General features: G+C 66.8%; 20 protein-coding genes. 11 read left to right on the top strand and 9 right to left on the bottom strand.

Annotated features, from left to right (window positions below; genetic code table 11):
- Positions 1 to 5: 5 nt before the first annotated feature.
- The gene (locus BLM15_RS15600) at positions 6 to 3,389 is read right to left on the bottom strand and encodes a transglutaminase family protein (RefSeq protein WP_126113620.1); all 3,384 of its coding nucleotides are present in this window, start codon (positions 3,387 to 3,389) and stop codon (positions 6 to 8) included.
- A 278-nt stretch (positions 3,390 to 3,667) separates the two neighbouring features.
- Here BLM15_RS15600 and BLM15_RS15595 point away from each other — a divergent pair, with 278 nt between their 5' ends.
- The 8 genes from BLM15_RS15595 to eda all read left to right on the top strand — a co-directional run bounded on the left by BLM15_RS15595 (position 3,668) and on the right by eda (position 12,087).
- Positions 3,668 to 5,236 carry an ABC transporter substrate-binding protein gene (locus BLM15_RS15595; protein ID WP_236846317.1) on the top strand — a complete coding sequence of 523 codons (1,569 nt, stop codon included), beginning with the start codon at positions 3,668 to 3,670 and terminating at the stop codon, positions 5,234 to 5,236.
- A gap of 116 nt (positions 5,237 to 5,352) precedes the next feature.
- A complete protein-coding gene (locus tag BLM15_RS15590; RefSeq protein WP_126113618.1) occupies positions 5,353 to 6,423 on the top strand; it encodes an ABC transporter permease in 1,071 nt (356 codons plus the stop codon).
- 11 nt (positions 6,424 to 6,434) lie between these two features.
- Entirely contained in the window at positions 6,435 to 7,346 is a 912-nt protein-coding gene (gene nikC, locus BLM15_RS15585; RefSeq protein ID WP_206438521.1) for a nickel transporter permease, read from the top strand.
- Positions 7,347 to 7,351: 5 nt separating this feature from the next.
- On the top strand, positions 7,352 to 8,191 hold the full coding sequence (locus BLM15_RS15580; RefSeq protein ID WP_126113616.1) for an ABC transporter ATP-binding protein: 840 nt from the start codon (positions 7,352 to 7,354) through the stop codon (positions 8,189 to 8,191).
- A complete protein-coding gene (locus tag BLM15_RS15575) occupies positions 8,188 to 8,943 on the top strand; it encodes an ABC transporter ATP-binding protein (protein ID WP_126113615.1) in 756 nt (251 codons plus the stop codon). Before BLM15_RS15580 ends, BLM15_RS15575 begins: the two co-directional genes overlap by 4 nt.
- A 279-nt stretch (positions 8,944 to 9,222) precedes the next feature.
- Complete coding sequence (gene zwf, locus BLM15_RS15570; RefSeq protein ID WP_126113614.1) at positions 9,223 to 10,731, top strand: glucose-6-phosphate dehydrogenase; 1,509 nt, start codon at positions 9,223 to 9,225, stop codon at positions 10,729 to 10,731.
- Positions 10,728 to 11,417, top strand: coding sequence for a 6-phosphogluconolactonase (gene pgl, locus BLM15_RS15565; RefSeq protein WP_126113613.1), 690 nt, complete (start codon positions 10,728 to 10,730; stop codon positions 11,415 to 11,417). The genes zwf and pgl overlap by 4 nt, the downstream gene beginning before the upstream one ends.
- A gap of 25 nt (positions 11,418 to 11,442) precedes the next feature.
- A complete protein-coding gene (gene eda / locus BLM15_RS15560; RefSeq protein WP_126113612.1) occupies positions 11,443 to 12,087 on the top strand; it encodes a bifunctional 4-hydroxy-2-oxoglutarate aldolase/2-dehydro-3-deoxy-phosphogluconate aldolase in 645 nt (214 codons plus the stop codon).
- On the opposite strand, the gene BLM15_RS15555 is transcribed toward eda, so the two are convergent.
- Positions 12,084 to 12,647, bottom strand: coding sequence for a DUF2239 family protein (locus BLM15_RS15555; RefSeq protein WP_126113611.1), 564 nt, complete (start codon positions 12,645 to 12,647; stop codon positions 12,084 to 12,086). The two genes, eda and BLM15_RS15555, sit on opposite strands and share 4 nt — an antisense overlap.
- Positions 12,648 to 12,745: 98 nt before the next feature.
- Between BLM15_RS15555 and BLM15_RS15550 the strand changes: the two genes are divergently transcribed.
- A complete protein-coding gene (locus BLM15_RS15550) occupies positions 12,746 to 13,081 on the top strand; it encodes a GIY-YIG nuclease family protein (RefSeq protein ID WP_126113610.1) in 336 nt (111 codons plus the stop codon).
- 77 nt (positions 13,082 to 13,158) lie between these two features.
- Here BLM15_RS15550 and BLM15_RS15545 read toward each other — a convergent pair whose 3' ends face one another.
- The 3 genes from BLM15_RS15545 to BLM15_RS15535 form a co-directional block, all read right to left on the bottom strand.
- Positions 13,159 to 14,643, bottom strand: coding sequence for a hypothetical protein (locus BLM15_RS15545; protein WP_126113609.1), 1,485 nt, complete (start codon positions 14,641 to 14,643; stop codon positions 13,159 to 13,161).
- Positions 14,644 to 14,830: 187 nt separating this feature from the next.
- The gene (locus BLM15_RS15540; protein ID WP_126113608.1) at positions 14,831 to 15,934 is read right to left on the bottom strand and encodes an NAD(P)/FAD-dependent oxidoreductase; all 1,104 of its coding nucleotides are present in this window, start codon (positions 15,932 to 15,934) and stop codon (positions 14,831 to 14,833) included.
- A complete protein-coding gene (locus BLM15_RS15535; protein ID WP_126113607.1) occupies positions 15,931 to 17,106 on the bottom strand; it encodes a M20 aminoacylase family protein in 1,176 nt (391 codons plus the stop codon). The genes BLM15_RS15540 and BLM15_RS15535 overlap by 4 nt, the downstream gene beginning before the upstream one ends.
- Positions 17,107 to 17,310: 204 nt before the next feature.
- Here BLM15_RS15535 and BLM15_RS15530 point away from each other — a divergent pair, with 204 nt between their 5' ends.
- Positions 17,311 to 18,261: a phosphoribosylaminoimidazolesuccinocarboxamide synthase gene (locus BLM15_RS15530; protein ID WP_126113606.1), complete on the top strand. Its 951-nt coding sequence runs from the start codon at positions 17,311 to 17,313 to the stop codon at positions 18,259 to 18,261.
- A 69-nt stretch (positions 18,262 to 18,330) separates the two neighbouring features.
- Here the strand turns inward: BLM15_RS15530 and groL are convergent, their stop codons facing one another.
- On the bottom strand, positions 18,331 to 19,968 hold the full coding sequence (gene groL, locus BLM15_RS15525) for a chaperonin GroEL (protein WP_126113605.1): 1,638 nt from the start codon (positions 19,966 to 19,968) through the stop codon (positions 18,331 to 18,333).
- 341 nt (positions 19,969 to 20,309) lie between these two features.
- Here groL and BLM15_RS15520 point away from each other — a divergent pair, with 341 nt between their 5' ends.
- Positions 20,310 to 20,579: an usg protein gene (locus BLM15_RS15520; RefSeq protein ID WP_126113604.1), complete on the top strand. Its 270-nt coding sequence runs from the start codon at positions 20,310 to 20,312 to the stop codon at positions 20,577 to 20,579.
- Between the two features lie 51 nt (positions 20,580 to 20,630).
- On the opposite strand, the gene BLM15_RS15515 is transcribed toward BLM15_RS15520, so the two are convergent.
- From BLM15_RS15515 to BLM15_RS15505, 3 genes are all read right to left on the bottom strand, one after another.
- On the bottom strand, positions 20,631 to 21,599 hold the full coding sequence (locus BLM15_RS15515) for a Bug family tripartite tricarboxylate transporter substrate binding protein (protein WP_126113603.1): 969 nt from the start codon (positions 21,597 to 21,599) through the stop codon (positions 20,631 to 20,633).
- A 65-nt stretch (positions 21,600 to 21,664) separates the two neighbouring features.
- Entirely contained in the window at positions 21,665 to 21,973 is a 309-nt protein-coding gene (locus BLM15_RS15510) for an AtuA-related protein (RefSeq protein WP_126113602.1), read from the bottom strand.
- Position 21,974: 1 nt separating this feature from the next.
- Positions 21,975 to 23,318, bottom strand: a complete 1,344-nt coding sequence (locus BLM15_RS15505) for an acyclic terpene utilization AtuA family protein (protein WP_126113601.1) — start codon at positions 23,316 to 23,318, stop codon at positions 21,975 to 21,977.
- Positions 23,319 to 23,333: the final 15 nt, after the last annotated feature.

Here is a 23,333-nt window from a genome sequence, read left to right as displayed (position 1 = left end):
TGACCTCAAACCCCGATCGGCCGGCGCAGGTCGAGGGTCATCGGGAACTCCGGATTGCGCTCTTCTGCGGGAATCGCCAGCGGCCCCGGACTATGGCCGATCGCCTCGAAGCGAGCCAGCCTTCTGGCTTCCGCCTCGTAGGAATTCACAGGAGGTGTCTCGTAATTGCGACCGCCGGGATGGGCGACATGATAGACGCAACCACCGAGCGAGCGGCCCACCCAGCTGTCGACGATGTCGAAGGTCAGCGGCGCATGCACCGGAATCGTCGGGTGCAGCCCCGAGGCCGGCTGCCAGGCCTTGAAGCGCAGGCCGGCGATGCTGACCCCGGCGGCGATCTCGCTCATCGGCAAGGCTCGGCCATTGCAGGTGATCACATGGCGGCCGGGGATGAGCCCGCTCGCCTTGAGCTGCAGACGTTCCACCGAGGAATCGACATAGCGCACCGTGCCGCCGATCGCGCCCTCTTCGCCCATGACATGCCAGGGTTCGAGCGCCTGGCGGAGTTCGAGCTCGACGCCGCCCTGGTTGACCTTGCCGAAGAAGGGGAAGCGGAACTCGTGCTGCGCCGCGAACCAGGCCGGGTCGAAGCGGTAGCCGGCCCGCTCCAGATCGGCGAGCACGTCGCGGAAATCCTGCCAGACGAGCTCGGGCAGCATGAAGCGGTCGTGCAGGCTCGTGCCCCAGCGGGTGAGCTTGCCGATCTGCGGCTCGCGCCAGAACCAGGCGATCAGCGCCCGGATCAGCAATTGCTGCGCCAGCGACATCCGCGCATCCGGCGGCATCTCGAAGGAGCGGAACTCGATCAATCCGAGCCGGCCGGTCGGGCCATCCGGCGAATAGAGCTTGTCGATGCAGATCTCGGTCCGGTGGGTGTTGCCGGAGACATCGACCAGCAGGTTGCGGTAGAGCCGGTCGACCAGCCAGAGCGGGATCGCCGGATCCTGCGGGCCGGGCGTCTGCGCCAACGCGATCTCGAGTTCGTAGAGCTGGTCGTGCCGGGCCTCGTCGATGCGCGGGGCCTGGCTGGTCGGGCCGATGAACAGGCCGGAGAACAGATAGGACAGCGCGGGGTGGCGCTGCCAGTAGAGCACGATGCTCTTGAGCAGGTCGGGCCGGCGCAGGAACGGGCTGTCGGCCGGGGTGATGCCGCCGAGCACGACATGGTTGCCGCCGCCGGTGCCGGTATGGCGGCCGTCGACCATGAACTTCTCGGCGCAGAGCCGCGACTGGCGCGCTTCCTCATAGACGCCGCGCGTGATCGAAACCGCCTGCGCCCAGCTCTTCGCCGGGTGGATGTTGACCTCGATCACGCCGGGGTCGGGCGTGACCTTGATGACGTTGAGGCGCGAGTCCTGCGGCGGCGAATAGCCCTCGATATGCACCGGCTGACCCGTCTCTTCCGCGGTCGCCTCGATGCTGGCGATCAGGTCGAGATAATCCTCCAGCCGCTCGACCGGCGGCAGGAAGACGCAGAGCACGCCGTCGCGCACCTCGATGCTGAGCGCTGTGCGCACCGACTCGGCGCCGAGTTCCTGCTCGACGATGTCCTGGCGCGGGGTCTGGGGCTCGCTGCTTCCGGCCGGCCGCGTCGGCTGGATCGGCCCGTCGAAGCCTGGCGGCGGATCGGCGGCGCGCGGTGCGCCAGGTGAGCCGGCCGTGGCGGGTGGCAGCGGTCCGCGCGGCTCCAGCGGGTCCTGCGGGTGGATATGCGGATAGGCCTTTTCCGGGACATGCGGCAATGATCCCAGCGGCAGACGATAGCCGACCGGTGAATCGCCGGGCACCAGGAAGAGCTTGCCGCGCCGGAGCTTCCATTTCTCCGAGCGCCAGCGCCGGTCTTCCGCCGCTGCCTGCCAGCGCTGGACCGGGATGACATAGCCGCTCGGCTTGCCGAGCCCGCGTTCGAAGACGCGGACCATGCGGGCGCGCTCCTCGGGGTCGGACAGCTTCGGGTCGAGCGGGTCGACATTCTCGGGCAGCTGGCCTTCCTTCACCAGCCAGTGGCCGGTGTCCTCATAGGCCGGCAGCACATAATCCGCGCCGAGGCCGAGCCGCTCGGACAGGCCCGCAGCGAGCGTCTCGACCGCAGCCGGGCTCGGCACGACCTCGTGCTCACGATCACCGCCGGTCTTGGCGCCGGGCTCGCGCGCGATCAGCGCAGCGTTGCGCCAGATCGGCTCGCCATCCTCGCGCCAGTAGAGTGCGAAGGCCCAGCGCGGCAGGCTCTCGCCCGGATACCATTTGCCCTGGCCGTAATGCAGCATGCCGCCCGGCGCGAAACGCTCGCGCAGGCGCCGGATCAGCACGTCGGCGCGCTCGCGCTTGGTCGGGCCGACAGCCGCGGTGTTCCATTCCTCGCCGGTCTGGTCGTCGATCGAGACGAAGGTCGGCTCGCCGCCCATGGTGAGCCGGACATCCTGCGCCTGCAGGTCGGCCTCGACCGTCTCGCCGAGGCGATCGAGCTCGAGCCAGGATTCGTCCGAGAAGGGCAGGGTGATGCGGGGCACCTCATGCACGCGCGTGACGCGCATGTCGAAGGCGAACTGCGTCTCGGCATAGCTCGCGACCCCGCTGACCGGCGCGGCGGAGCGATAATGCGGCGTCGCTGCCAGCGGCAGATGGCCCTCGCCGGTAAGCAGGCCGGAGGTCGGGTCCATCCCGATCCAACCGGCACCGGGAAGATAGACCTCGGCCCAGGCGTGCAGGTCGGTGAAGTCCTTGTCGGTGCCGCGCGGGCCTTCGAGCGGATCGATGTCCGCCTTCATCTGGATCAGGTAGCCGGAGACGAAGCGGGCGGCGAGGCCGAGATGGCGCAGGATCTGGACCAGTAGCCAGGAGGTGTCGCGGCAGGAGCCGGACCTGATCGCCAGCGTCTGCTCCGGCTCCTGGACGCCGGCCTCCATGCGGATGCCATAGGCGATCATCCGCTGCAGGCGGGCATTGAGGTCGACAACGAAGTTGACGGTGTTGGTCTTTTCGCGTGGGACCGTCGCCATGAACTCGCTCAGCAGCGGCCCGGCCGGCTCCGTGACGAGATAGGGCGCGAGCTCGTCGCGCAGTTCCTCGGGATAGGCGAACGGAAATTCCTCGGCCTCGGCCGCGACGAAGAAGTCGAACGGATTGATGATCGAGAGCTCGGTGACGAGATCGACCTCGATGCGGAACTCGGTCACCGGCTCCGGGAAGACATAGCGCGCCAGCCAGTTACCGTTCGGGTCCTGTTGCCAGTTCACGAAGTGCTGCGCCGGCGTGACCTTGAGCGAGTAGCTCTTCACCGCCGAGCGGCAATGCGGCGCTGGTCTCAGGCGGATGATCTGCGGCCCGAGCGTGACCGGCCGGTCATAGCGGTAATGGGTGACGTGATGCAGTGCAGCGATGATGGCCAAGAGCGAGCGCCTGCTTTGCTTCGAAGCCGGCCGGAGCGGCCGGACCCTGTCACGATAGCGGCAGGAGACGCCGGAGCAAGCAGGTTCGTGCGCAGGAATGCGCCGGCAATTCAGGCTGTTGCGCAAGAAGCGTGCATGCTGCGCGGTATCGTTCGAACTCTGCTTTGGCCCTGCTGGACATCGGACACGATCTGGCCACAGAGTGCGCGCCAACGGGCGCCCGGGAGCGCTCGCAGACAGCACAATGGGGATTTTCCATGCGTCATGTTGCGAAATTGATGGCGGCTTCCGCTTTCGCCGCTCTGCTGGCGACGACCGCCCAGGCCCAGACGCCCAAAGACACCATCGTCATGGCCAAGCAGATCGACGACATCATCACGCTCGATCCGGCCGAGGCCTTCGAATTCTCCGGCGTCGAGGTCGGCGCCAATGTCTATGACAAGCTGATCGGCGTCGATCTCAAGAACAACAACGCCCTGATCGGCGAGCTCGCCCAGAGCTGGACGGTCAGCCCTGACAATCTGACCTACACCTTCAAGCTCCGCCCGGGCGTCAAGTTCCACTCCGGCAATCCGCTCACCGCCGCCGACGTGGTCTATTCCTTCCAGCGCGCGGTGACGCTGAACAAGTCGCCGGGCTTCATCCTCACCCAGTTCGGCCTGAACAAGGACACCGTGCTGGAGAAGGTCAAGGCCACCGACGACCAGACCGTAACGGTCACCGTCTCCAAGCCCTTCGCGCCGACCTTCTTCCTGAACTGCCTGACCTCGGGCGTCGCTGCGGTGGTCGACTCCAAGCTGGTCAAGGCCAATGAGAAGGATGGCGACTGGGGCAATGGCTGGCTGAAGCTGAACTCGGCCGGCTCGGGCGCCTACAAGGTCCGCGTCTATCGCCCGAACGAGCAATATGCGCTCGACGCCAATGAAGCCTGGTACAAGGGCGCGCCCAAGACCAAGCGCGTCATCGTCCGCCATGTCGCCGAGCCGGCTTCGCAGCGCCTGCTGCTGGAGAAGGGCGACATCGATATCGCCCGCAACCTCTCCAAGGACCAGCTCGCCGCGGTCAAGAGCAACGCCAATGTCGAGATCGTCCAGGGCGACAAGGGCTACATCCTCTATCTCGGCCTGAACCAGAAGAATCCGAATCTCGCCAAGCCCGAGGTCCGCGAAGCCTTGAAGTGGCTGGTCGATTACGACTCGATCGAGCGCAACATCGTCGAAGGCACCTATAAGGGCCATGAGAGCTTCCTGCCCAAGGGCTTCCTCGGCGCGATCACCGACAGGCCCTACAAGCTCGATGTCGCCAAGGCCAAGGAACTGCTCGCCAAGGCCGGCCTGCCGAACGGCTTCACCGTCACGATGGACACCCGCTCGGTCAACCCGATCACCGACATCGCCCAGGCGGTCCAGTCGACCTGGGCCCAGGCCGGGATCAAGCTCGAGATCCTTCCGGGCGACGGCAAGCAGACGCTGACCAAGTACCGCGCCCGCACCCACGACATCTATATCGGCCAGTGGGGCCCGGACTATCTCGACCCGCACACCAATGCCGAGACCTTCGCCATCAACGAGGATAATGGCGAGGAGGCCAAGTCGAAGACGCTGGCCTGGCGCAATGCCTGGGACATCCCGGACATGACCAAGGTCACCCAGGCCAACGTCCTGGAGAGCGATGCGACCAAGCGCGCCTCCGTCTATGGCGAGCTGCAGCGCGACCACCAGAAGGTCTCGCCCTTCGTCATCATGTTCCAGCAGGTCGAGGTTTCGGCCGACCGCAAGGGCATTGCCGGCTGGGTGATCGGACCGACCTCCGACACCAATTTCTACGCTCCGATCACGAAGAACTGAGGCGTTTGCCCAGCGGAACCCGCCGTAGCCCATCATCAGGCTGCGGCGGGTTCTTGCCATTGGCGCCAGCGTAGTCTGGCCGACGCCCTCCAAGAACAAGAAGAACGGAGCCGACGATGGTTTCCATCACTGCACCGACCCCGCCCGCACCGCCGCCACGCGCCAAGAATGGTGTTGTTCGCTGGGCGAAGATCCTCGGCCGTGAGCTGACCACGGTCGCGATCACGATCTTCGGCCTGCTGCTGGTGACCTTCCTGATCGCGCGCGTCATGCCGATCGATCCCGTTTTGGCCGTGGTCGGCGATCGCGCTCCCGCCGACGTCTACGACAAGGCAAGGCTCGCGCTCGGCCTCGACAAGCCGTACTGGCAGCAATTCGCTACCTATATCGGCAAGGTCTTCACCGGCGATCTCGGCACCTCGGTGCTGACCGCGCAGAAGGTCACCGACGACATCAAGACCGTGTTCCCGGCGACGCTGGAGCTGGCGACGCTTGGCACCTTGATCGGCGTCGCGCTCGGCGTCCCGCTCGGCATCCTTGCCGCCGTCAACCAGGGTCGCTGGATCGACCAGATCGCCCGCGTGATCGGCCTGATCGGCTATTCGATCCCGGTGTTCTGGCTCGGCCTGATGGGGCTCCTGCTGTTCTATGCCAAGCTCGGCTGGGTCGCCGGTCCCGGGCGGCTCTCGGTCGCCTTCGAGGATTTCGTCACGCCGATCACCGGCATCGTCATGCTCGACGCGGCGATGCAGGGCGAATGGGAGGCGGTCCGTGACGCCTTCTGGCACCTGATCCTGCCGGCCTCCGTGCTCGGCCTGCTTTCCGTCGCCTATATCAGCCGCATGACCCGCAGCTTCATGATCACCGAGCTGCAGCAGCAATATGTCGTGGCGGCGCGGGTGAAGGGCCTGTCGGAATGGCGCGTCGTCTGTGGCCATGCGCTGGGCAACGCCCTCGTGCCGCTCGTCACCGTGATCGCGCTCTCCTACATGCATCTGCTCGAAGGCTCGGTGCTGACCGAGACGATCTTCGCCTGGCCGGGCCTCGGCCGCTATCTCACCAATGCGCTGCTCAACGCCGACATGAACGCGGTGCTCGGCGCCACGCTCGTCGTCGGCGCCGTCTTCATTGCGGTCAACCTGTTCTCCGACATCCTCGGCCGGCTGGCCGACCCGCGGGCGCGCTGAGGAGGATGGCCATGACCGATCACGCCACCGCCCCCGTCAGCTGGCATTCCTGGCTGACCACGACCTCGCCGGAATCGCGCCGGCAGGCCAAGCTCGGCCAGCTCTACCGGCAATGGCTCGCCTTCAAGAAGAACCCGGCTGCCGTGGTCGGCCTCGTGATCGTGCTGGCGCTGCTGCTGCTCGCGGCCTTCGCGCCGCTCATCGCGCAATACGATCCGCTTGCCCAGGCGCTCGACCAGCGCCTGCTGGCGCCCTCGGCCAAGCACTGGTTCGGCACCGACGCGCTCGGCCGCGACATCTTCAGCCGCATCGTCTACGGCACCCGCGTCACGCTGGTCATCGTCATGCTGGTGGTCATCACGGTCGGGCCGCTCGGCCTCCTGATCGGCTGCGCCGCCGGCTATTTCGGCGGCTGGGTCGACACCGTGCTGATGCGGATCACCGACGTCTTCCTCGCCTTCCCGCGCCTCGTGCTGGCGCTCGCCTTCGTCGCGGCGCTGGGGCCGGGTCTGGAGAACGCGGTCATCGCCATTGCCTTCACCGCCTGGCCACCTTACGCCCGCGTCGCCCGTGCTGAGACGATGATCATCCGCAATGCCGACTACATCTCGGCGATGCGCCTGCAGGGCGCGAGCCAGATGCGGATCGTGCTGAAGCATATCGTGCCGATGTGCGTGCCCTCGCTGATCGTGCGCACCACCTACGATATGGCCGGGATCATCATCATCGCCGCCGGCCTCGGCTTCCTCGGCCTTGGCGCCCAGCCGCCGATCCCGGAATGGGGCGCGATGATCTCGACCGGCCGCGAGCAGATCTTCGACCAATGGTGGGTCGCGACCTTCCCGGGCATCGCCATCTGCGTCGTCGCGCTCGGCTTCAACCTGCTCGGCGACGGGCTGCGCGACGTGCTGGATGCGAGGTGAGCGGCATGTCTGATCAAGCTCTGCTGACGCTCGACGATCTGCGCGTCGACTTCCACACCCCGACCGGCATCGTGAATGCCGTACGGGGCCTGTCCTTCACCCTCGGCCGAGAGCGGCTCGGCATCGTCGGCGAATCCGGCTCCGGCAAGTCGATGACCGGCCGTGCCATCCTCGACCTGATCCCGCATCCCGGCGTGGTCACGGCCAAGCGCATGGAGTTCCGCGGCAAGGACCTGACCTCGATGGACAGAGCGAGCCGCCGCAAGCTGCGCGGGCGCCACATCTCCATGGTGATGCAGGATCCGAAGTTCTCGCTGAACCCGGTCCAGACCGTCGGCGACCAGATCGCCGAGGCCTACCGCGTCCACCACAAGGCGAGCGCCCGCGAGGCGAAGGAGCGTAGCCTCACCATGCTCGAGGCCGTGCAGATCCGCGAGCCGGGGCGTGTCTACGATCTCTACCCGCACGAGGTCTCGGGCGGCATGGGCCAGCGCGTGATGATCGCGATGATGCTGATCGCTGAGCCCGAGATATTGATCGCCGACGAGCCGACTTCGGCGCTCGACGTCACCGTGCAATTGCAGGTGCTGAAGATCCTCGACGATCTCGTCACCAGCCGCGGCATGGGGCTGATCTTCATCAGCCACGACCTGCATCTGGTGAAGTCGTTCTGTGACCGCGTCATCGTCATGTATGGCGGCAAGGCGCTGGAGACGCTGCCGGCGGGCGAACTCGACAAGGCCCAGCATCCCTATACACGGGGCCTGCTCGGCTGCCTGCCCGATCTCGACCATCCGCGCGAGAAGCTCGCGACCCTCACCCGCGACCCGGCATGGCTGGCATGACAACTCAACACGCCATCTCCGTCGAGAAGCTCAACGTCTCCTTCGGCGATTCACATGTCGTGAAAGACCTCTCCTTCGCGGTCGCGCCGGGCGAAAGCTATGGCATCGTTGGCGAATCCGGCTCGGGCAAGTCGACCGTGCTGCGCGTGCTCGCCGGCCTCAATCGCGACTGGAGCGGCGAGGTCGACATCCTCGGCAAGCGCCAGCCAAAGATCCGCGACAAGGCCTTCTATCGCGCTGCCCAGATGGTCTTCCAGGACCCGTACGGCTCGTTGCATCCAAAGAAGACCGTCGACGACACCCTGGCGGAGCCGCTCGCCATCCATGGCGTCCGCGACGCCGAGGCGAAGATCAGCCGCGCCATGCAGGATGTCGGCCTGCCGACCTCCTTCCGCTTCCGCTATCCGCACCAGCTCTCAGGCGGCCAGCGTCAGCGCGTCGCCATCGCCCGCGCTCTGGTGCTGGAGCCGACGATCCTGCTGCTCGACGAGCCGACCTCGGCGCTCGACGTCTCGATCCAGGCCGAGGTGCTGAACCTGCTCCAGGCGCTACGGCACGAGCGCAAGCTCACTTATATCCTGGTCAGCCACGACCTTGCCGTGGTCGGTCATATGTGCGAGCGGCTCCTCGTCATGCAGTTCGGCCGCGGCGTTGAGGAGATGACGGCGGCAATGCTCGCCGCACGCATGCCTGAGACGGCCTATGCCCAGCAATTGCTCACAGCGAGCGAGGGTTTCCGGCGGGCGGGGTAGCGAGCCAGCGCGTCATGCTCGGGCTTGACCCGAGCATCTCAGGCCGAAGGAGGCGCCAATTGGTGCCATCTCGTCACGAGATTCTCGGGTCTGCGCTTCGCTCCTCCCGAGAATGACGGCATAGCAGCCCTGTTACCCAAAGCGTTTGGCAAGCTGCGCCCTTGGTCGCATTGTCGTCGCAGGATTCGGTTCGACTGGCGCGCTTTCCGATCGACCGGAATGGATCGATCGACGAGAATTCGCGCCGACCTCGTGTCGGCCGATCAGGAGTATGCCGCCATGGACGCAATTGCCGAACGCCTGCTGAAGCCGGAGGCTGCGCCGGAGCGCACGCCGGTCCCGCCCTTCGACCTGGTGATCTTTGGCGCCGGCGGCGACCTTGCGCTGCGCAAGCTCTTCCCGGCGCTGGCCCAGCGCAATGAGGAGGGCGTGCTGCCGGAGGAGAGCCGCATCCTCGGCATCGTCCGCAAGCAGGAGGATGTCGAGGGCATCCCCAACGAGATCGCCAGCAAGCTCGCCGCCGCCGGCCTGTCGCAGGACCGCATCGCCGCCTTCCGGCGCCGCCTGACCATGGTGCTGCTCGACGCGGTCAAGCCCGAGACTTATGGTGCGCTGAAGGAAGCGCTCGGCGACTCCCAGCGCGTGCGCTCCTTCTATCTCTCGACGCCGCCTGATCTCTTCATCCCGATCTGCGAGAACCTGGCGAACTCCGGCATCCTGACGCCGACCTCGCGGGTGATCCTGGAGAAGCCGCTCGGGCGCGATCTCGCCTCGGCGCGCGAGATCAACGACGCCGTTGCCCGCATCCTGCCGGAGAGCCGGACCTACCGGATCGACCATTATCTCGGCAAGGAGACGGTGCAGAACCTCTTGGTGCTGCGCTTCGCCAACACGCTGTTCGAGCGCTCCTGGTCGAGCCGTGATATCGACAATGTCCAGATCACCGTGGCTGAGACGGTCGGGCTCGAATCCCGCGCCGGCTATTACGACAAGGCCGGCCATCTGCGCGACATGGTCCAGAACCATGTGCTGCAATTGCTCTGCCTGTTCGCGATCGAGCCGCCGAACCAGCTCGAGGCCGATGCTGTCCGCGACGAGAAGGTGAGGGTGCTCAAGGCGCTCAGGCCGATTGTCGGCCCCGATGTCCAGCGCATGACCGTGCGTGGCCAGTACGGGCCGGGCGTCATCGACGGCCAGCGCGTCAAGGGCTACTCCGAGGAGCTCGGCCATCTCAGCGGGACGGAGACCTTCGTCGCGATCCGCTGCGAGCTCGACACCTGGCGTTGGGCCGGCGTGCCGATCTATCTGCGTACCGGCAAGCGCATGGCGCAGCGCTATTCCGAGATCGCGGTCACCTTCAAGCCGGTGCCGCATTCGATCTTCGGCCGCGCCCCGGGCTGTGAGGAACTCTACGCCAATCGCCTCGTCATCCGGCTCCAGCCCAATGACGGCGTGCAATTGCAGCTGATGATGAAGGTGCCGGGCTCCGGCAAGCTCAAGGTCGTGCCGCGCCAGCTCGATTTGCGCTACGAGACCGCCTTCGACGTGCGCACGCCCGATGCCTATGAGCGGTTGCTGACCGATGTGATCCGCGGCGACCAGACCCTGTTCATGCGCCGCGACGAGGTCGAGCAGGCCTGGAGCTGGATCGACCCGATCCTTGCCGGCTGGCAGGAATACTACCCGCAGCCGCATCGCTATGCCGCCGGCTCCTGGGGGCCGTCGCAGGCGATCGGACTGATCGAGCGTGAGAGCCGCTCCTGGGCCGATCCGGAGTTCGCGGAATGAGTGCGGCCGGCCCGCTGGTCCGCCATCGCTTCGAGACGCTGGCCGATGCCTCCGAGGCGCTGGCCGAGGCGGTCGCGGTCAGGCTGCGGGCGCTCGTCGCGGCGCAGGGCAGGGCGCTCATCGCCGTGCCGGGTGGCACCACGCCGGCACGTTTTCTCGCGGCGCTCGGCGCACACGACCTGCCGTGGGAGAGCATCACGCTGATGCCGACCGACGAGCGCTTCGTCGCGCCCGGCGACCAGGCCTCGAACGAGCGCATGATCCGCGCGGCCTTCGCGCCCTTGCGCGACGGGCGGAGCCCCTTCGTCTCCTTTCATAATGCAGGCGATGACCTCGCCGTCGCAGCCGCCAGCCTTGACCGCGTGCTGAAAGACCTGCCGCCGCTCGACATCGTCGTCAGTGGCATGGGTGCGGATGGGCATATCGCTTCGCTCTTTCCCGGCGAGACGGCGGCGCTGACCGCGCCCGCCTCCGTCCATGCGCTTGCCGCGAGCCCGCCTGATTTGCCGCCGCGGCTCTCGCTGTCGCCGGCTCGGTTGCAGGGCGCCGGCCATGTCGCCCTGCTGATCTCCGGGCAGGAGAAGGAGCGCGTGCTGGCTTCTGCGGTCGAGATGCCAGCGGCGTTTCCGGTCGGCCTGCTGCTCGCCCGCCCGCAGGGGCTCGACGTCTACTGGGCCAAGGCGTAAGCGAGGCGCGAAAGGAATTCTACCGATGTCGATTGCCCCCGAGATTGCCCGCCTCAAGGCTTGCGGCGTCGTCCCTGTCGTCGTCATCGACGAGGCCGAGATCGCTGTGCCGCTGGCGGAAGCCCTGCTCGCCGGCGGCATCGACGTGATCGAGATCACCTTGCGCCGCCCCGCCGCGATGGCGGCGCTCGAGGTCGTGGCGAAGAAGGTGCCCGGCATCCTGCCGGTCGCCGGCACGGTGGTGACCCCCGCCCAGGCGGCCGAAGTCCATGATGCCGGTGCGCTCGCCGTGGTTAGCCCCGGCTTCACCGAGAGCGTCGACGAGGCGATGCGCAAGACCGGCCTGCCCTGGCTGCCGGGTGTCGCCACCGCCTCGGACTGCATGCGCGCTGTCTCCGCCGGCCGCCTGACCTGCAAGTTCTTCCCGGCCGAGCAGGCCGGCGGCGTCGCCGGCCTCAAGGCGCTGTCCGGTCCGTTCCCGCAGATGCAGTTCTGTCCGACCGGCGGCGTCTCGCTCGCCAATCTCGGCAGTTACCTCGCCCTGCCGCAGGTGATCTGCGTCGGCGGCTCCTGGCTCGTCCCGGCCGACGCGGTGAAGAACCGCGACTGGGCGCAGGTGACGAGGCTGTCGAAGGAAGCGCGCGAGAAGGTCGCCGAGCTGCGCGGCTAGTCCGCGCTACGAACCCCGCTCCAGGCCAGCTCCTGCGCGTAGGTGCGGATGTCGGCCGGCCAGCCCGCCGCCTGCCGGAAGAAGCCGATCTCGTCATTGGCGAAGAGCGCGCGCGTCGCCTCCTCGAAACCCCCGAGGTTGCCGGCGAGCGCACTCATGAAGCGATAGGCGGTCTCGCGGGCGATGCGACCTTGCGTTTCGCCGCGATCGCCGCGCCGCGCTTCGTCGATCAGCCGCCGTAGCGCCTGCGAGGCGCCGCCCGGCTGCGCCGACAGCCACTCCCAATGCCGCGGCAGCAATGTCACCTCGCGCGCGACGACGCCGAGCTTAGGCCGCCCACGCCCGCGGGCTTCGCCGCTGAGGCGCGCGACGATCTCGGCCGGCGTGCCGCGCAGGTCGAGATCGACCACCCGGCCGCTCGCGTCGTCGAAGGTCAGCAGCGCGGCTTCGGGGCGTTCGGCGAGGTGCTGCTGCACGGCGACTGCCACATCGGCCAGTCGGCCGCGGGCCAGGATGGTGTTGCCGTCGAAGGCGGTGGAAAGACGGTCGGCGTCGGACATAGTCGGGTTTCCTGTGATGCCATAAAATACCCGGATAAAAATACTTGAGTCAATATTGCCCGGGTGATATTTGCCGCGCCTCACACAAGGAGGACGCGATGCGTCACGAGGACAGGAGGGCCGTCGTTACGGCCTATAAGGAGCGCAAGGTCGTGGCCGGCATCTATCTGGTGCGTTGCCTTGCGAGCGGCGAACGCTGGGCCGGGCAGGCGCCGGATCTCTCGACCATCCAGAACCGTGTCTGGTTCACGCTGCGCCATGGCAGCCATCGCCAGCGCAGCCTGCAGGCGGCCTGGAACGCCCATGGCGAGGATGGATTCGCCTTCGAGGAACTCGAGCGGCTCGACGAGAAGGCGCTGGAGGCCGGCCGCGAGCGCGTGATGAAGGCACGGCTGGCGCACTGGTGCGCGGAAATGGCAGCGGAGGCGGTGTGAATCACCACCGTCACGGCCGAGGGTCTTGCGGGCCGGGTCGTGATCGAAACGTACGCCGTTGCCGACGAGGAGCACGGTCAGCTGCCTCCAGGCCTGATGCGATACAGGATGAATCGGGAACTCGATGCGACCGGCTCCAGAAGCGGAGTGCGCAAGGCCTCGCCCCTGGGATTGATCAGAAGCAGATAATCGAAGTCGCGCCTCCAGTTCCTGACATAGGCGAGCTCCTCAGGAGGAGCGCCGCCATTCGCATAGGCGTGGAGCAAGCTCCAGGGGATCGCCGCGCCTTCGAGCAGTTTCAGGTGCTGGACTGATGGGTGGGGCCTGAGAGGCTGCTTGCCGGGGGAGGTGAAGAGCGTCGGCACGAATGCATCGCGCGTGTGCACCGCGAATGTCGCGGCATGATACATCGGATAGTCCTGGAGGTCGGAGGGAGGGTCCTCCTCCTGCCCGAGGCCAGCCGGAAGCAGGCGCGATCCAGGTGGCATGAGTTCGAAAGCCGCTATCAGAGCCCGATATTCGCTCCGGTAGCTCAACTGCACGAAGATCGCGAAGCCGGTATTGACCAGGCAGGCCAGGACGAGCGTTGCGCGGAAGATCTCGGCAGTTCGTTCGCGCGGGAAGCGGGCGCCAGTGAAGGCCGGCAGGATCAGCAGCGCTGCGAGCAGGACGCGGCCGTCGACGAAGGCCGTGTCGAAGAGCCTGAACGGCAACACCAGGAAAAGCAGTGCGAAGCCTGCAGCCAGCCATGGTCCGGGGCCGACCAGCCGAAGCCAGCCGCGCAGGAAGGCGAGACAGAGCGGAACCGCGAGGAGGAGCGTCGGAACCAGCGAGAATTCGCGGCTCCATCCGTTCAACATGCTCAGCCAGTAGAGTTTGGCGCCTGCCGACCAGATCGTGCCGGTGCCGCCGACCGCGCCCCCGCCGGCGCCGGCCAGGAGCGCAACCGCGATCGCCGGTGCCGCCATGCCGCCCCAGAGAATGGCAGTGCGGCGCGGCGACGGCAGGTCCTGCCTCAAGCGCCAGAGCTCGATCAAGCCGATGGCAAAACCGTAGATGCCCAGGGCGAAGAGGTGAGCGAAATAGAGGATCGCAACTGCAATCGCATGCACGGCGAGGCGCAGGCCAAGCGGGCGATTGGCGAGCCGCACCCAGATCGCTAGGGCGAAAAGCGCAAGGCCGAGGGCGAACTCGAAATTCACGAAGCCGAAGGCGAACGGCATCGCATAAAGCAGCAGGCAGGCGATGATACCGGCCGTCATCGTCCCGCCGCCGGCCGCAGCCGCGAGGGCGGCCGCGCCGCCGACGATCAGGATTTGCGAGACGAGGTAGAACAGCTTGGTCGCCGCTTCGACGCCGATCCAACGAGCCACAGGCGGAACGATGACGTCCATGGCGAGATTAGGATAGGGCGCCCAGGCAATCTGATAGAGCGGATGTTCCAGCGCTGTGTCTGCCCGGGCGAGGATCGACATGCGGGCAAGGTGGTTCGGGTAGTCCACCATCGCCGGGATGTCGACGAGCAGCACCGGCAGCAGGCAAAACAACGTCAGGAACGCCAATGCGCCCAGGTTCGCACGCGATGGCGACGCAGACGTCAAGCGAGAAAGGGCCGAAACGGCGGGGCCGGGCATATGCGCACGCTGAAATCGAGGAGGTGCGGGCCAGAATACGCCGGAACCGTATACATCTCGTTTGGCCGCTACCGCACGATTCCTCTCCGCTCGATCCCCTCCGGTCGAGCGGGCTCTAGCGCAACCGCTCGACCACCAGATCCGCGATCGCCAGCGAACTTGTCAGGCCGGGGCTTTCGATGCCGAGCAGGTTGACCAGCCCCGGCACGCCATGCACCGCCGGCCCGTCGATGCGGAAATCCACGATTGGCTCGGTCGGCCCATGCAGCTTCGGCCGGATGCCGGCATAGTCGGCGACGAGCGCGCCGTCGGGCAGGCCCGGCCAATAGGTCCGGATCGCCGCATAGAACTTCTCGGCGCGGGCGGGATCGACGACGAGGTCCTGATCGCTCTCGACCCACTCGACGTCCGGACCGAACTTGACCCGGCCTGCCATGTCGATGGTGGCGTGGATGCCCAGGCCCGCCGCTTCCGGCACCGGATAAACCAGATGCGAGAACGGCTGCTTGCCGAGTAGCGAGAAGTAGTTGCCCTTGGCGAAATACTGCTTGGGCACCTGCTCGGCCGGAAAGCCGTCGAGCTTGCCGAGCAGGCGCGGCGCATTATGCCCGGCCGCGTTCACCACGGTGTTCGCGGTATAGGTCGCAGGGTCCTCGCCGCCGAAGTCGACGCTGAAGCCGTCGGCCTCGCGGCGCCAGGCCAGGATCGGCGTGTTCAGTGCCAGCGAGCCGCCGGCCGCCTCGCACTCGCCGAGCAGCGACAGCATCAGCGCATGGCTGTCGACCGTGCCGGTCTCGGGCGAGAGCAGGGCGATCTCGCAGGCCACCTCCGGCTCCAGCGCCTTGGCGTCGGCGCCATCGAGCCAGCGCACCGAGGTCACGCCCGAGGCCTCGGCCCGGGCCGCGATTGTCTCCAGCGCCGGGCGCTGGCCCGCATGGGTGCCGACGATCAGTTTGCCGCAGGCCCTGTGCGGCAGGCCGCGCTCGCGCAGATAGGCGTAGAGGCGCTTGCGCCCCTCGACGCAGACCCGCGCCTTCAGCGAGCCCGGCGGATAGTAGATGCCGGCATGGATGACCTCGCTGTTGCGGGCCGAGGTCTGCGTGCCGATGCCGTCCGCAGCCTCGGCGATCACGACCTCGCGGCCGGCGAGCGCAAGCGCACGCGCCGTCGCGAGGCCGACGACGCCGGCCCCGATTACCAGGCAGTCGATGTCGCTCATGCAGCGCGCTGCGGCATCGCCATTTCGACTAGGCTCGCCCAGTAGGTCATGCCGACCGGGATCGCCTTGTCGTTGAACTCATAGGAAGGGTGGTGCAGTCCGGCGGAATCGCCATTGCCCATGAAGATATAGGCGCCCGGGCGCTCCTCCAGCATGAAGGAGAAGTCCTCCGAGCCCATGGTCGGCGGCACGGTGGTGTCGATAGCCTCCTTGCCGAAGGTGCTCTTGGTGGCGCTGGTGACGAAGTCGGTCTGGCCGGCATGGTTGAAGGTGACCGGGTAGCCGCGATCATATTCGAGCGTATAGGTCAGGCCGAAGGCCTGTGTCGTGCCGGCGACGATCTCGCGCAGGCGCTTCTCGGCGAGGTCGCGCATCTCGGTCGAGAGCGTACGCACCGTGCCCTTGATCTCGACATGCTGCGGGATGACGTTGAAGGCCGTGCCCGCCTGCAGCGCCGTCACCGAGACGACGAGGGAATCGAGCGGATCGGCATTGCGCGAGGCGATGGTCTGCAGCGAGGTGACGAGCTGGCAGGCCGCGACCAGCGGATCGATCGTCTCGTTCGGCTTGGCGGCATGGCCGCCGCGGCCTTCGAGCTTGAGCAGGAACTTGTCGGCTGCCGCCATCATCGGCCCCTTGCGAATGGCGAACTGGCCGATCGGCAGGCCCGGCATGTTGTGCAGGCCATAAACCTCCTGCACGCCGAAGCGCTCCATCATGCCGTCGGCGCACATCTCGCGGCCGCCGCCGCCGCCTTCTTCGGCCGGCTGGAAGATCACGATCGCGGTCCCGTCGAAGTCGCGGGTGTCGGCCAGGTACTTGGCGGCCCCTAACAGCATGGCGGTGTGGCCGTCATGGCCGCAGGCGTGCATCTTGCCCGCAACGGTCGAACGGTGCTCGAGATTGGTCTCCTCGTGGATCGGCAGCGCGTCCATGTCGGCGCGCAGGCCGATGACCTTGCCCGAACCCTGGCCCTTGCCCTTGATCACGCCGACGACGCCGGTGCGCCCGATGCCGGTCACGACCTCGTCGACGCCCCATTCCATCAGCTTGTCGGCGACGATGCCGGCGGTACGCTGCACGTCGAAGAGCAGCTCGGGATGGCGGTGGAAATCGCGGCGGATCGCGCTGATCTCGGGTTCGATCGCGGCGATGAGATCGGATTTGGGCATTGTGTCCTCGGCAGGTCGCGGCTTTGCAACAAACGGGTTTGGCAGAAAACGGGTTGCCAGCCGCGCAAGCTAGCGCGGAGCCGGGCGTCCTGTCCAAGCCGATTGCGGCATAAGGGGGCGGAGGCTGGCGAATGCGTCGCATCCTCCTGTCCACATCGCCGCGAAAGGGTTAAGAGCGGCGATCCCGACCTGACGAGTGCTGCGATGTCCGAGGCCAACACCATCCGCGATGTCACGATCCCGGAACTGCCGAACCATTACCGTGGCAAGGTCCGCGAGAATTACGACCTGCCTGATGGGCGCCGGATCATCATCGCGACCGACCGGCTCAGCGCCTTCGACCGCGCCATCGCCTGCATCCCGTTCAAGGGCCAGGTGCTGACGCAGACGGCGCGCTTCTGCTTCGAGCAGACGGCGGACATCTGCCCGAACCACGTCCTCGATTACCCCGATCCCAATGTCGTGGTCGGGCAACGGCTCGACATCCTGCCGGTCGAGATCGTGGTGCGCGGCTATCTCGCCGGCACGACCGGCACCTCGATCCTGACCATGTACAAGCAGGGCAGGCGCGAGATGTACGGCGCCCGCTTCCCCGATGGCTTGCGCGACAACGAGGCGCTGCCGCAGGCGATCATCACCCCGACCAGCAAGGCCTTCGACGGCGGCCATGACGAGCCGCTCTCACCCGCCGAGATCCTGGAGCAGGGGCTGCTGACCAAGGCGCAGTGGGAGACGCTGTCGGGCTATGCGCTGGCGCTGTTCGCGCGCGGCCAGAAGCTTGCCGCCGAGCGCGGGCTGATACTCGCCGATACGAAGTACGAGTTCGGTACCGATGCCGAGGGCAGGATCATCCTGGCCGACGAGATCCACACCCCCGATTCGAGCCGCTACTGGTTCGCCGGCAGCTATCCCGAGCGCTTCGCCAAGGGCGAGAAGCCGGAGAGCTTCGACAAGGACTTCGTGCGCAACTGGGTGGCTGCGCGCTGCGACCCCTATAACGAGCCGATCCCGGAGATCCCGGACGAGCTGATCGAGCAGACCTCGCAGGTCTATATCCGGGCCTTCGAGACGATCACCGGCCAGACCTTCACGCCGCCGGCGGCTGATGTGGCGCCGCTGGAGCGGATCAGGCGGAATCTGGCGCGCTATTTCTGACCTGATGAGGGCTGAGGTCCGGACGCCGGCGAAGCGCTATCGCCGGGCCGGGTCCGTTGCGGGAAAGCGTCAGAAATCCATGCCACCCATGCCGCCGCCACCCATCGGAGGCATCGGAGCGTCTTTCTTCGGTGCCTCGACGATCAGGGCCTCGGTGGTGATCAGCAGGCCGGCGATCGAAGCCGCATCCTGGAGTGCGGTGCGCACCACCTTGGCGGGATCGATCACACCGTTCGCGACGAGATCCTGATATTTGCCGGTCTGGGCGTTGTAGCCATAGGCGTAGTCCTTCGACTCCAGCAGCTTGCCGACCACGACCGCGCCGTCCTCGCCGGCGTTCTCGATGATCTGCTTGGCCGGAGCCAGGAGCGCGCGCCGCACGATCTCGACGCCGGTCCGCTGGTCGGCATTGGCCGGCTTGACGTCGACGAGCGCCTTCAGCGCCCTGAGCAGGGCGACGCCGCCGCCCGGCAGGGTGCCTTCCTCCACCGCAGCGCGGGTGGCATGCATGGCATCGTCGACGCGGTCCTTTCTCTCCTTGACCTCGACCTCGGTCGCGCCGCCGACGCGGATGACCGCGACGCCGCCGGCGAGCTTGGCCAGGCGTTCCTGGAGCTTCTCACGGTCGTAGTCCGAGGTGGTGTCCTCGATCTGCGCCTTGATCTGCGCGACCCGAGCCTGGATCTGCTTCTTCGACCCGGCGCCGTCGACGATGGTGGTGTGCTCCTTGTCGATCATGACCTTCTTCGCGCGGCCGAGCATATCGAGCGTAACGGTCTCGAGCTTGATGCCGAGATCCTCGCTGATGGCCGTGCCACCAGTCAGGATCGCGAGGTCCTCGAGCATGGCCTTGCGGCGGTCGCCGAAGCCAGGAGCCTTGACGGCCGCAATTTTGAGGCCGCTACGAAGCTTGTTGACGACGAGCGTGGCAAGAGCCTCGCCCTCGACGTCCTCGGCGATGATCAGCAGCGGCTTGCCGGTCTGCACCACGGCTTCGAGGATCGGCAGCATCGCCTGCAGCGACGACAGCTTCTTCTCGTGAACCAGGATATAGGCGTCCTCCAGCTCGGCCCGCATTTTTTCGGCGTCGGTGATGAAGTAGGGCGAGAGATAGCCGCGATCGAACTGCATGCCCTCGACGACGTCGAGCTCGATGGCCAGCGATTTCGCCTCCTCGACGGTGATGACGCCCTCGTTGCCGACTTTCTTCATTGCAGCAGCGATCATCTGCCCGATCTCGGTGTCACCATTGGCCGAGATCGTGCCGACCTGCGCGACTTCCGCGTTCGAGGTGACCTTCTTCGCGTTCTTCTTGAGGTCCGCCACCGCGGCCTCTACCGCCATGTCGATGCCGCGCTTCAGGTCCATCGGGTTCATGCCGGCGGCGACGGCCTTGGCGCCCTCGCGGACGATCGCATGGGCAAGCACGGTCGCGGTGGTAGTGCCGTCACCGGCGGCGTCATGCTGCTTCGAGGCGACTTCGCGCACCATCTGGGCGCCCATGTTCTCGAACTTGTCGGAAAGCTCGATCTCCCTGGCGACGGCGACGCCGTCCTTGGTGATGCGCGGCGCGCCGAACGACTTCTCGATCACGACGTTGCGGCCCTTGGGACCGAGCGTGACCTTGACCGCGTTGGCGAGGATCTCGACGCCGCGCAGCATCTTCTCGCGGGCTTCCGACGAAAATCGCAGTTCCTTGGCAGCCATGATCCGATCCTCCTGGTCGTCCTTGGATGGCGCAGCATTCGTTCAGGGTTGAGTCCCGGAACCAGTTGTCTAGCGTCGTCGGGGCGGTGTCAGCGTTCCTGGTCTCCCTGCCGTCAGTCCGCTTGCGCACCCGAACACATGGTTCCCGACATGCGCACAAGCGCCCCGAGGAGCTGCTCCCGGGGGAGTATGCGGCTTGCCGCCGCTCAGGCCCGGAAGAGTGATGGTGCTCGTCTCAGTAAAGTGCTAAGATACTGGAAATACTACGAAACGGCAACGATACACGTTGCCGCCCCGTCGACTTGGCGCCCGACCTTTCGCCAGTTGTCACGGAGCAGATAATGGCCTCTTCCGACTTCGCGCGCCAGCTCGCCGGCTATGGTCTGACCACCGCCGATATCCTCTACCGCCTGCCGGACCATCCTTCGATCCTGCAGGAATATATCTGGCAGGATTACGATCTGGCGCCGTCCTTCCCGGAATTGAAGCGCTTCCTCGCCTTCTGGCAGAGGTCGCTCGAAGGCAAGCTCTTCCGCGTCACCGTGAGTCATCGCGGCCTGATCGGCCCGGCGGACCTGCGGACGGTTTCCGGCGAGTTCAGGCTGCAGTGACGGGCGCGTGCCGGCTTCGCACAGGCGAAGTCGGCACGCGCCCGAAGCGCCTCACTCCGGCTGGATGCCGGCCGCCTTGACGATATCGGCCCATTTCTTGATCTCGACCGGCACGAAGGCCTTGAGTTCGTCCGGTGTGCTCGTTTCCGGCTCGATGCCGGCTGCGAGCAGCCGCTCCTGCGTCGTCTTGTCGTTGAGTGCGGCGACGAAGGCCTGGTTGAGCTTGTCGACAACCGCACGCGGCGTCTTTGCCGGGGCGAAGGCGGCGAACCAGGCTGCGAGGTCGTAGCTGGCGACTCCGGCCTCCACCATGGTCGGCAGGTCAGGCGCGAGCGCGCTACGCTTCGCGGTCGAGACGGCGAGCCCGTTGACCTTGCCCGCCTTGATCTGCGGCAGCGTCGTCGAGATGTCGGCGAAGACGATCGATATCTGGCCGCCGAGCAGATCGGTGATCGCCTGCGGGTTGCTGCGATAGGGCACATAGGTGAGGTCGAGCCCGGCGAGCGATTTCAGCATCTCGCCGGCGATGCGCGACGAGCTCGAGCCGGCGCCGAAGGTGAGCTTGCCCGGATTGGCTTTGGCGTAGGCGACGAGTTCGCTCACCGACTTGGCCGGAACGGACTGATGCGTCGCCAATGCCAGCGTGATCGTGCCGAGCTTGCCGACCGGCTCGAAATCCTTGACCGCGTCATAGGGTACGTTCTTGAGCAGGCTCTGATTGGCGCCGTGCGTGGTGTTGGTGGTGATCAGCAGGGTGTGGCCGTCGGGATCGGCCCGCACGACGTTCTGCGCGGCGATGATGCCGCTGGCGCCGGGGAGGTTCTCGACCACGATCGGCTTGCCGAGGCTCCTCGATAGGTGCTCGCCGAGGATGCGCGCCAGCGCGTCGGTTGCGCTGCCGGCGGCGAAGGGCACCACGAACCGGATGTTCTTGGCTGGGAAGTCCTGCGCCGCGGCCGGCAGGGCAAGGCCTGCCGCGAGTGCTGTGACCGTCGAGAGCAGCCAACGCCTCGTCTTCATCATCGTCTCCTCCATTGTCGTGATCATTGTCCGCTTCGCGCGGAGTTCTTCAGTCGTCGGGCAGATCAGTCGTCGGGAATGTCGAGGTCGAGCAGGGCAGAGCTCAGGCTCTTGCCGTGGGTATCGAGGATGAGGGAGCGGGTGACGCCGCCGCCGAGCGCCTGGCGCATGACGAAGTTGAGCGCGCCCAGGCTCGGCACCTCGTAGCGCGTGATTTTGCCGGCGACGAGCGCGCCGAAATGCGCGCCGACGCGCTCGGCCGTGACTTCGCGCGCCAGCCGCGGATAATCGGCGGGATCGAAAGCGATCAGCGCAATGCTGGAGGTGTTGCCCTTGTCCCCGGTGCGGGCATGGGCGATCTGGCGCAGCTTCATCTCAGCTCTCCAGAATGTGCACTGTCGGCGCGACCTGCTCGCGCGGAAGATAGGTCGAGAGCACGCCGAGCACCTCGCGCACCGAGGTCGTGACACCGCCGCCCCCGGCCGGACCATTGGTGTATAGCGTCTCGACCTCGCGGCCGATGCGCTCGGCCTCGGCTCGGTTTGCGGTGCGGCCGGCGATGCGGGCCCGAACCTCATAGGGCTCCTGGCCGCCGCGGGCCGACAGCGTCTCGCCATGCAGGGCGTTCACGCCGATCAGGTCGAAGCGCAGCTCGCTGGTGGCGACGCCGGTCAACGCCAGCCGCTCGCGCACGATCGCGAGCGCGATTTCTCCGCGCGCCCTTGCGCCCGGACCGGCATAGGAGATCTGGCCTTCGCCGGTGAAGCCTTCCGCGATGCCGAGAGAGACCTTGAGCTGCTCCGGCCGAGCCCGGCCGCTCGCGCCCTCGATGCGCACCCGGTCCGGCCCGATTTGCGTGACGCGGGCCTGCGAGAAATCGGCGGTGACATCGGGCGTGAGATAACGGGCCGGGTCGTGCAGCTCGTAGAGGATCTGCTCCTTGCAGGTCGCCGTCGTGACCTGGCCGCCCGAGCCCTCGACCTTGGTGACGACGACGCTACCATCCTCCGAGGCCTCGCCGATCGGGAAGCCAAGGCGTGCGAGGCCGGCGACATCCTTGAAGCCGGGATCGGCGAAATAGCCGCCGGTCACCTGTCCGGCGCATTCGAGCAGATGACCGATCAGCGTCGCCTGGCCAAGCCGGCGCCAGTCATCGAAGGACCAGCCGAACTCATGGACGAGCGGTCCGACGAAGAGGGAGGGATCGGCGGCGCGGCCAGTGATGACGATGTCCGCGCCCGCGGCCAATGCCGCGGCGATCGGCTCTGCGCCGATATAGGCGTTGGCCGAGACGAGACTGTCGCCGAGCGCGGAAATCGGACTGCCGCTCTCTTCAATCGCGAGTTCGCTGCCTGCGATGGCCGCAACCACGTCGTCGCCGGTCACGGCGGCGATCCTGAGACCAGGAAAGCCGAGTTCACGGGCGATGCTGGCGGCCTGTTCGGCGGCGGCCAGCGGATTGGCCGCTCCCATATTGGTCACGATGCGTGTGCCGGCGCGCCGGCAGGGTGCCAGAACGGCTCTGAGCCGCTCGCCGAGCAAGGGGTCGAAGCCACCAGCCGGGTTCTTGCGGCGCGCCTGCTGGGCCAGGGCGATGGTGCGCTCGGCAAGGCATTCGAAGATCAGGTAGTCGAGCGCGCCTTTTTCAGCGAGTTCGAGCGCCGGCTCGATCCTGTCGCCCGCATACCCCGCGCCTGCTCCGATCCGCACCGTTTTCATGCGTCCTCCCGTGCT

Origin of the sequence: Bosea sp. Tri-49 (genome assembly GCF_003952665.1) — a bacterium.
Classification (GTDB): domain Bacteria; phylum Pseudomonadota; class Alphaproteobacteria; order Rhizobiales; family Beijerinckiaceae; genus Allobosea.
The sequence above is the reverse complement of the archived record's forward strand: the minus strand, read 5'-3'. Positions and strand labels throughout refer to the sequence as shown.

Bases quoted from the DNA above. Each gene is read 5' to 3' on its own strand.
- BLM15_RS15510 (WP_126113602.1), bottom strand. From the start codon at position 21,973: ATGAAGCTGCGCCAGATCGCCCATGCCCGCACCGGGGACAAGGGCAAC.
- BLM15_RS15505 (WP_126113601.1), bottom strand. From the start codon at position 23,318: ATGAAAACGGTGCGGATCGGAGCAGGCGCGGGGTATGCGGGCGACAGG.
- BLM15_RS15590 (WP_126113618.1), top strand. From the start codon at position 5,353: ATGGTTTCCATCACTGCACCGACCCCGCCCGCACCGCCGCCACGCGCC.
- nikC (WP_206438521.1), top strand. From the start codon at position 6,435: ATGACCGATCACGCCACCGCCCCCGTCAGCTGGCATTCCTGGCTGACC.
- BLM15_RS15550 (WP_126113610.1), top strand. From the start codon at position 12,746: ATGCGTCACGAGGACAGGAGGGCCGTCGTTACGGCCTATAAGGAGCGC.
- BLM15_RS15540 (WP_126113608.1), bottom strand. From the start codon at position 15,934: ATGAGCGACATCGACTGCCTGGTAATCGGGGCCGGCGTCGTCGGCCTC.
- pgl (WP_126113613.1), top strand. From the start codon at position 10,728: ATGAGTGCGGCCGGCCCGCTGGTCCGCCATCGCTTCGAGACGCTGGCC.
- groL (WP_126113605.1), bottom strand. From the start codon at position 19,968: ATGGCTGCCAAGGAACTGCGATTTTCGTCGGAAGCCCGCGAGAAGATG.
- BLM15_RS15595 (WP_236846317.1), top strand. From the start codon at position 3,668: ATGGCGGCTTCCGCTTTCGCCGCTCTGCTGGCGACGACCGCCCAGGCC.
- zwf (WP_126113614.1), top strand. From the start codon at position 9,223: ATGGACGCAATTGCCGAACGCCTGCTGAAGCCGGAGGCTGCGCCGGAG.
- BLM15_RS15530 (WP_126113606.1), top strand. From the start codon at position 17,311: ATGTCCGAGGCCAACACCATCCGCGATGTCACGATCCCGGAACTGCCG.
- eda (WP_126113612.1), top strand. From the start codon at position 11,443: ATGTCGATTGCCCCCGAGATTGCCCGCCTCAAGGCTTGCGGCGTCGTC.
- BLM15_RS15575 (WP_126113615.1), top strand. From the start codon at position 8,188: ATGACAACTCAACACGCCATCTCCGTCGAGAAGCTCAACGTCTCCTTC.
- BLM15_RS15580 (WP_126113616.1), top strand. From the start codon at position 7,352: ATGTCTGATCAAGCTCTGCTGACGCTCGACGATCTGCGCGTCGACTTC.
- BLM15_RS15535 (WP_126113607.1), bottom strand. From the start codon at position 17,106: ATGCCCAAATCCGATCTCATCGCCGCGATCGAACCCGAGATCAGCGCG.
- BLM15_RS15555 (WP_126113611.1), bottom strand. From the start codon at position 12,647: ATGTCCGACGCCGACCGTCTTTCCACCGCCTTCGACGGCAACACCATC.
- BLM15_RS15515 (WP_126113603.1), bottom strand. From the start codon at position 21,599: ATGAAGACGAGGCGTTGGCTGCTCTCGACGGTCACAGCACTCGCGGCA.
- BLM15_RS15520 (WP_126113604.1), top strand. From the start codon at position 20,310: ATGGCCTCTTCCGACTTCGCGCGCCAGCTCGCCGGCTATGGTCTGACC.